The sequence below is a fragment of the Arthrobacter sp. Y3225116 genome (assembly GCF_059091245.1).
Map to the genome: position 1 here is coordinate 1 of NZ_JBNHGL010000176.1, position 5,997 is coordinate 5,997.

Annotated in this window: 7 protein-coding genes; 2 read left to right on the forward strand and 5 right to left on the reverse strand. The window is 67.7% G+C overall.

The window, feature by feature from the left end; genetic code table 11:
• Both AC5RV2_RS13575 and AC5RV2_RS13580 read left to right on the forward strand, forming a co-directional pair.
• On the forward strand, positions 1–407 hold a 407-nt coding region (locus AC5RV2_RS13575; RefSeq protein ID WP_494092768.1), incomplete at its 5' end, for an aminotransferase class V-fold PLP-dependent enzyme.
• A gap of 99 nt (positions 408–506) precedes the next feature.
• Positions 507–1,283, forward strand: coding sequence for a hypothetical protein (locus AC5RV2_RS13580; RefSeq protein WP_494092769.1), 777 nt, complete (start codon positions 507–509; stop codon positions 1,281–1,283).
• 86 nt (positions 1,284–1,369) lie between these two features.
• On the opposite strand, the gene AC5RV2_RS13585 is transcribed toward AC5RV2_RS13580, so the two are convergent.
• The 5 genes from AC5RV2_RS13585 to AC5RV2_RS13605 form a co-directional block, all read right to left on the reverse strand.
• Positions 1,370–1,828 (reverse strand): MarR family winged helix-turn-helix transcriptional regulator, encoded by a 459-nt coding sequence (locus AC5RV2_RS13585; RefSeq protein ID WP_494092770.1) that lies wholly within the window; start codon positions 1,826–1,828, stop codon positions 1,370–1,372.
• Positions 1,821–2,930 (reverse strand): LLM class flavin-dependent oxidoreductase, encoded by a 1,110-nt coding sequence (locus AC5RV2_RS13590; RefSeq protein WP_494092771.1) that lies wholly within the window; start codon positions 2,928–2,930, stop codon positions 1,821–1,823. Before AC5RV2_RS13590 ends, AC5RV2_RS13585 begins: the two co-directional genes overlap by 8 nt.
• Before the next feature lie 205 nt (positions 2,931–3,135).
• Positions 3,136–4,302: a UDP-galactopyranose mutase gene (gene glf / locus AC5RV2_RS13595; RefSeq protein ID WP_494092772.1), complete on the reverse strand. Its 1,167-nt coding sequence runs from the start codon at positions 4,300–4,302 to the stop codon at positions 3,136–3,138.
• Positions 4,296–4,604: a hypothetical protein gene (locus tag AC5RV2_RS13600; RefSeq protein WP_494092773.1), complete on the reverse strand. Its 309-nt coding sequence runs from the start codon at positions 4,602–4,604 to the stop codon at positions 4,296–4,298. The genes glf and AC5RV2_RS13600 overlap by 7 nt, the downstream gene beginning before the upstream one ends.
• Positions 4,601–5,997, reverse strand: a 1,397-nt coding sequence (locus AC5RV2_RS13605; protein ID WP_494092774.1) for a glycosyltransferase, incomplete at its 5' end; no start/stop codon positions are given. The genes AC5RV2_RS13600 and AC5RV2_RS13605, both read right to left, overlap by 4 nt.

Sequence of the window (5,997 nt, forward strand, 5' to 3'; positions counted from 1 at the left end):
CCGCTTTGTCGCTGGCCGGCGGCGACCGGGCGGCAGACGCCGACCGGCTCACGCGCTACCGCGACTACCTGATCGACACCGTCCTGCGGGAACTGCCCGGCACCATGCTGACCGGCCACCGCACCGAACGGCTGCCCGCCAGCGCCTCCTTCTGCTTCCCGGGAACCTCCGGCGAGGCCGTGCTGCTGGAACTGGAACGCCGCGGCGTGGTCTGCTCCAGCGGGTCGGCCTGCGCCGCCGGCTCCGACGAGCCGTCCGCGGTGCTGCTGGCGATGGGAATCGAACCGGCCGTGGCGCAGACCGCGGTGCGGCTGACCTTCACGGCCGGCGTGAAGGAAGCCGAGATCGCCCTGGCGGCCCGCTCCGTCGTCGCCGCCGTCCAGGAGGTCCAGGCGCTGCGGCGCTAAGGTTCCCGACGACGCCCCGGGACACGGCGCGGTCCTATACCGGACCGGTCCGCCCGCTGGGTACGGTGGAGTCCTCACGGACATGAGGGGGAGCGCGGCATGATCACGCGAAGGATGCTGGGCCGGGGCGCCGCCGCGGCGCTGTGCGTGGCGCTCGTGTCCGGCTGCGGCCTGCTGCCCGACGACGGCGGCGCGTCGGCCGGCGCGAGTGCGTCGCCGTCGGGGGCGGCCGGCGGAAATGCCGCCGGACAACCCGCGCCGCCGCCCGGCAAGGAGCCCGTGCGGGAAGCGACGATCGACGGCTGGAAGGTCTACACCGATCCGGACCGCGTGCTCAGTTTCGAGGTTCCCGGCGAGTGGGTGGTGCAGCGGCAGGTCAAGCCCACCCAGCCCTCGGACGACGGGCTGCACCTGGACATCCGGGACTCTTCCGGCAAGCTGGCCGCCGAGCTGCACACCCGGCTCAAGCTGCCCAAGGCCGCCTGCGACGGCGGGGTCACCGAACTGCGCGTGCTGGTCAGCGAGCCGGCGAAGGTGCCCGCCGTGGCGTCCGACGACACGGTCGAGCCGCTGTTCGTCTACCGGACCCTGCTGGGCCACCGGTACTTCGGGTCGATGGGGCTGACCGACAAAACGGCCGGCGACGGCTTCCAGGCCTGCCTGGTGGAAAACACCGTCAACGGCCCGGACCCGGTCGGCACCTACTCCTTCGGCACGGCCGTCCGCCACGGCACTCCGGCGCCCGGCGACGAGACCGGGCTGCTGGATGCCTACGGCCTCATCGCGGAGGCGGAGAGCTACGTCTCCGGCAAGCACTTCAAGACGCTGCAGCAGGTCATCATGACCCTGCAGATCGCCGAAGATCCGCCCGCCTGACACGGCGGGACTCCGGCGTTTCGGCCGGTGCGCAGGGGTGGGAAAAACCCGGAGGCCGGCGCGGCAGCGGCAGCCTCCGGGTGGTTTTAATCGTTCGCCAGGCCGGCCCGCAGCTTGTCGGTCAGCTCCTGGAGCTGTCCGAATTCCTCCTCGGACAGCAGCGGGGCGAGCATCGAATGCAGGTGCTTGACGTGCTGCCGGCCGATCTCCTTCTGCAACGCGCGGCCCTCGTCGGTCAGCGAGATCTCGATGCCCCGCTGGTCGTTGCGCGCCGTGCGCCGGAGGACCAGGCCCTTCTTCTCCAAGCGGTCGACCATCCGGCTGAGGCTCGGCTGGCTGATCAACAGCGCCTCGTTCAGCTCGTTCAGCCGGCTCCAGCCGCCCGGGCACCGGCTCAGGTTGAACAGGACGTCGTACTCGCGCATGGCGAGTTTCCTGAACTCGGGCAGCTGCTGCAGCCGGCGCATCACCGCCATCTGGGTGCGGAACAGCGATTCCCAGGCCGCCGCCGTCGTCCTGATCTCAGGACCGGATGAATCAGCCACGGGACACCGACTCGGCGGCAGCTTCCTTGGCCTCGCGGGCGGCCTTGCGGCTGGCGTGGGTCGGGGCTTCCGGAACATGCGCCGGCTTGCGGGCGGCGAACTCCTTCTTCAGCACCGGGAGCACCTCTTCGCCGAACAGGTCCAGCTGCTCCAGCACGGTCTTCAGCGGCAGACCCGCGTGGTCGATCAGGAACAACTGGCGCTGGTAGTCGCCGAAGAAGTCCGCGAAGGCCAGGGTCTTCTCGATCACCTGCTCCGGGCTGCCGACGGTCAGCGGGGTCTGCGCGGTGAAGTCCTCCAGCGACGGTCCGTGGCCGTAGACGGGGGCGTTGTCGAAGTAGGGGCGGAATTCGTTGACCGCGTCCTGCGAGTTCTTGCGCATGAAGAACTGTCCGCCCAGGCCCACGATTGCCTGGTCGGCGCTGCCGTGGCCGTAGTGCTCGTAGCGCTCGCGGTACAGGCCGATGAGCTGCATGTAGTGCTCCTTCGGCCAGAAGATGTTGTTGGCGAAGAAGCCGTCGCCGTAGTAGGCCGCCAGTTCCGCGATCTGCGGCGTGCGGATCGAGCCGTGCCAGACGAAGGGCGCAACGCCGTCCAGGGGTTGGGGAGTGGAGGTGTAGTTGTGCAGCGGGGTGCGGTGCTTGCCCTGCCAGTTGACGACCTCCTCGTCCCAGAGCTTGCGCAGCAGGGCGTAGTTCTCCACCGTCAGCTCCAGCGAGTCCTGGATGTTCTTGCCGAACCAGGGGTAGACCGGGGCGGTGTTGCCGCGCCCCAGCACCAGGTCCACGCGGCCGTCGGCCAGCTGCTGGAGCATGGCGAAGTCCTCGGCGATCTTCACGGGATCGTTGGTGGTGATCAGCGTGGTGGCGGTGGACAGCGTGATCCGCTCGGTCTGCGCGGCGATGTAGGCCAGCAGCGTGGTGGGGGAGCTGGAGAAGAACGGCGGGTTGTGGTGCTCGCCGATGGCGTAGACATCCATGCCGATGTCTTCGACCTTCTTGGCAATGGCGACCGACGCCTTGATCCGCTCGCGCTCGGTGGGCATGCGGTTGGTGGTCGGGTCCAGGGTGACGTCGCTGACGCTGAATACGCCGAGTTCCATAATGTACCTTTCGTGGTGCTTGCTGCGATCAGTTTACATGCATTTGCATTCACTGGTGTTAACGGCAGGCACGCGGATACATTCCGGGACAGCGTTGTCGGTTCGGTCACCGTGCCGCGGTGCATCCCGGCATGCCCTTCCCCGGCATGGCTTTCAACCCGGCATGCACACCGCCGGCTTGATGCGGCAAGGAGCGAGGCCGGGGTTACGTCGTCGGGCGGGCGAGGAGGGGGCCGAGGGCATTGTCGACCAAACCCAGCGCGGACGCTATGGCCATGTGCATGTCCAGGTACTTGTAGGTGCCGAGGCGGCCCCCGAAGAAGACGTTCGGTTCCCGGGCCGCGAGCCGACGGTAGGCCTTCAGCCTGTCCCGGTCCTGTCTGGTATTGATCGGGTAGTACGGTTCGTCGTTCCGGCCCGCCGTCCGGGAGTATTCGCGGACGATCACGGTGCGGTCCTTGGGGTACTGCCGTTCGGGATGAAAATGGCGGAATTCGTGGATGCGGGTCCACGGAACGTCTTCGTCGGCGTAGTTCATCACGGGTGTGCCTTGAAAATCCGCGATCGGCAGGACTTCTTGCTCGAAATCCAGGGTGCGCCAGGACAGGGCCCCGGCTGAGTATCCGAAGTAGCGGTCCAGCGGCCCGGTGTAGACGACGGGCACGTCCGGCGGGAGGTGCGGACGGACGTGGAAAAAATCGGTGTCCAGCTGCAGGTCGATCAAGGCCGACCGGAGAAAGCCGCTCAGAAACTTGCCGTAGCCCTCCGTCGGCAGGCCTTCATAGGTGTCGGTGAAGTAGCGGTTGTCGAAGGTGTAACGCACGGGCAGCCGCGTAATGATGTCGGGGCTGAGTTCCCGTGGGTCGGTCTGCCATTGTTTGGCCGTGTAGCCGCGGACCAGGGCCTCGTACAACGGTCGGCCGATCAACGAGACGGCTTTCTCTTCCAGGTTGGCGGCCGCCGAGGCCGGGACCTCCTGTGCCTGGTGGCGGATCAACTCCCTGGCCTGGTCCGGTGAGAGGTGGCGGCCGAAATACGCGCAGATCGTGCCCAGGTTGATGGGCATCGGATACACATTGCCCTTGAAGACCGTGAACACGCGGTGCTGGTAGCCGGTGAACGATGTGAACCGGTTGACGTAGTTCCAGACCCGCTCATTGGACGTGTGGAACAGGTGGGCCCCGTACCGATGGACTTCGATCCCGGTCTCCGGTTCCTCCTCCGACCAGGCGTTGCCGCCGGGATGGGAACGGCGTTCGAGTATCAGCACGCGGGCCCCGTACTCGCGCGAGACGGTTTCGGCAACGGTCAGTCCGAAGAGGCCTGCGCCGACGACAATGAGGTCGGGACCGTTGCCCCCGGCCGCTACCATTTCAGCGCCTCGGCGGTCAGGCACGGGGCCGGGGTACCGCAGGTTGCGCATTCTCCCTGTTCGTTGCCGGCCGGCGGATGAAGCATGAGGCCGGCGGAAATCCTCGCCAGCAACGGTGCTCGAAGGTACGGCGTGGCCGAACTAACGGCCGCCTCAGCGAGTACCGGAACGGCGGGGCCGGTCAGGCGTCTCCCGCCCAGCGCGGCGTCCTGCAGGCCGGCTATCGCAGCGCCGACTCCGCGTTCGTGGGCGCGTTCCAAATCCTCCACGTCGGAGCGGTTGCCCTCGGCCCCGGAGCTCATGCGGTTTCTTCCTCCGCCAGTTCTCCTGCCGCGGATCCCTGGCAGATCAGACGGTGCATTCGTCCGGCGAGCGCATCCCAGCCGAGGAGTCTCTGCAGGGGCCGCATGCGCCGGTCCCGTTCGGCGGAGGAATCACCCAGCACGGTGTGGACGGCATGGGCGAAGCCGGCGGCGTCCTCCTGGATGTTGACGAGCCCCCTGTAACCGGCAACAACATCCGGAACGGGCGTTGAAACCACGGGAAGACCGGCGGCCAAATACTCGAGGGTCTTCGTCGGGCTGATCGACCGTGTCGCCTCGTTCATGGCGAAGGGCATCAAGGCCACGTCGAACTCAGCCATGACGGCCGGCAACTCGGCGTATTCCGCCATGCCGGTGTACTCGATGTTTGGAGCCTGCGGCAGCGTGGCCGGATCGATCTTGGCGACCGGACCCACGATCCGGAACAACCAGTCGGGGAGCATCGCGGCGAGCGCCTCCAGCAGGCCAAGATCGAGCCGTTCGTCGATGACACCCACATAGCCCGCTACCTTCCGGCTGCCGGGCGCCCGCTCCTCGCGGAGGAGCCGGGAGGTTTCATAGTGCGCGGCGTCCACGCCGCTGGGGAAGAGGTAGCAGGAATCGCCCACGTAGCGGCTGACGCTGCGGTGCAAGGAGGCGCCTCCGGCAAAGACCACATCCGATTCGGCCAGCGCCTGGCGTTGCCGGGTCTGCATGGCTTTGGGGGCATGTCGAAACGATGCCAAATCGTCCATGACGTCGTAGCAGAGGGCCCCGGGCTCGAGCGTGCGCGCTATCTCCAGCGCCATCGGCGTATAGATCAAGACGTCCGGCGTGGCCGGCCGTGCGTGGGCCGCCAGCAAGTCGCGGAACAACGCGCCGTATTCTTCCGCGCCGGGGGCGTCGAATCCGGGGACGGCCAGTTGTCCCTCAACTGCGGGAAGCTCAAGCCAAACCCGGGTGATGCCGTCCACATCCTGGTGCCGCAGGACCGGTTGTTCGACCTTGGCCGGCATTGGTTCCTCCACGAACCACGTCCGGGCCCCGGTCCCGGCACGGGCGGCGGCGAACCGGGAGACGAGATGTTGCGGACGTTGCCAGACCCAGGTCCACCGCAGGTGGGAGAGCACTACCAGGTCAGGGTCTTCGGAGGGGTTCATTCTGTGGTCCTCTTCGTCGGCGTTGCGGGCGGGCGGGACGATCGCCTCTTCGGGAGGATCCCGCCAGGGCCAGTGGCTCATCTGGGGCAGCAGCCCCGCCAGTTGGCTGTCGCACGGCGGTTGGAAACGGTACGCGGGCAGGTCGCGGCTGGGAGTCCCGGAAGCCGCAGCCGTCCAGGAGTCCGTGAAGCAGGTGGCGGCCGTCCGGCTTCCCCACGCGGCGGCGCCGACGA

Bases quoted from the DNA above. Each gene is read 5' to 3' on its own strand.
- AC5RV2_RS13580 (WP_494092769.1), top strand. From the start codon at position 507: ATGATCACGCGAAGGATGCTGGGCCGGGGCGCCGCCGCGGCGCTGTGC.
- AC5RV2_RS13590 (WP_494092771.1), bottom strand. From the start codon at position 2,930: ATGGAACTCGGCGTATTCAGCGTCAGCGACGTCACCCTGGACCCGACC.
- glf (WP_494092772.1), bottom strand. From the start codon at position 4,302: ATGGTAGCGGCCGGGGGCAACGGTCCCGACCTCATTGTCGTCGGCGCA.
- AC5RV2_RS13600 (WP_494092773.1), bottom strand. From the start codon at position 4,604: ATGAGCTCCGGGGCCGAGGGCAACCGCTCCGACGTGGAGGATTTGGAA.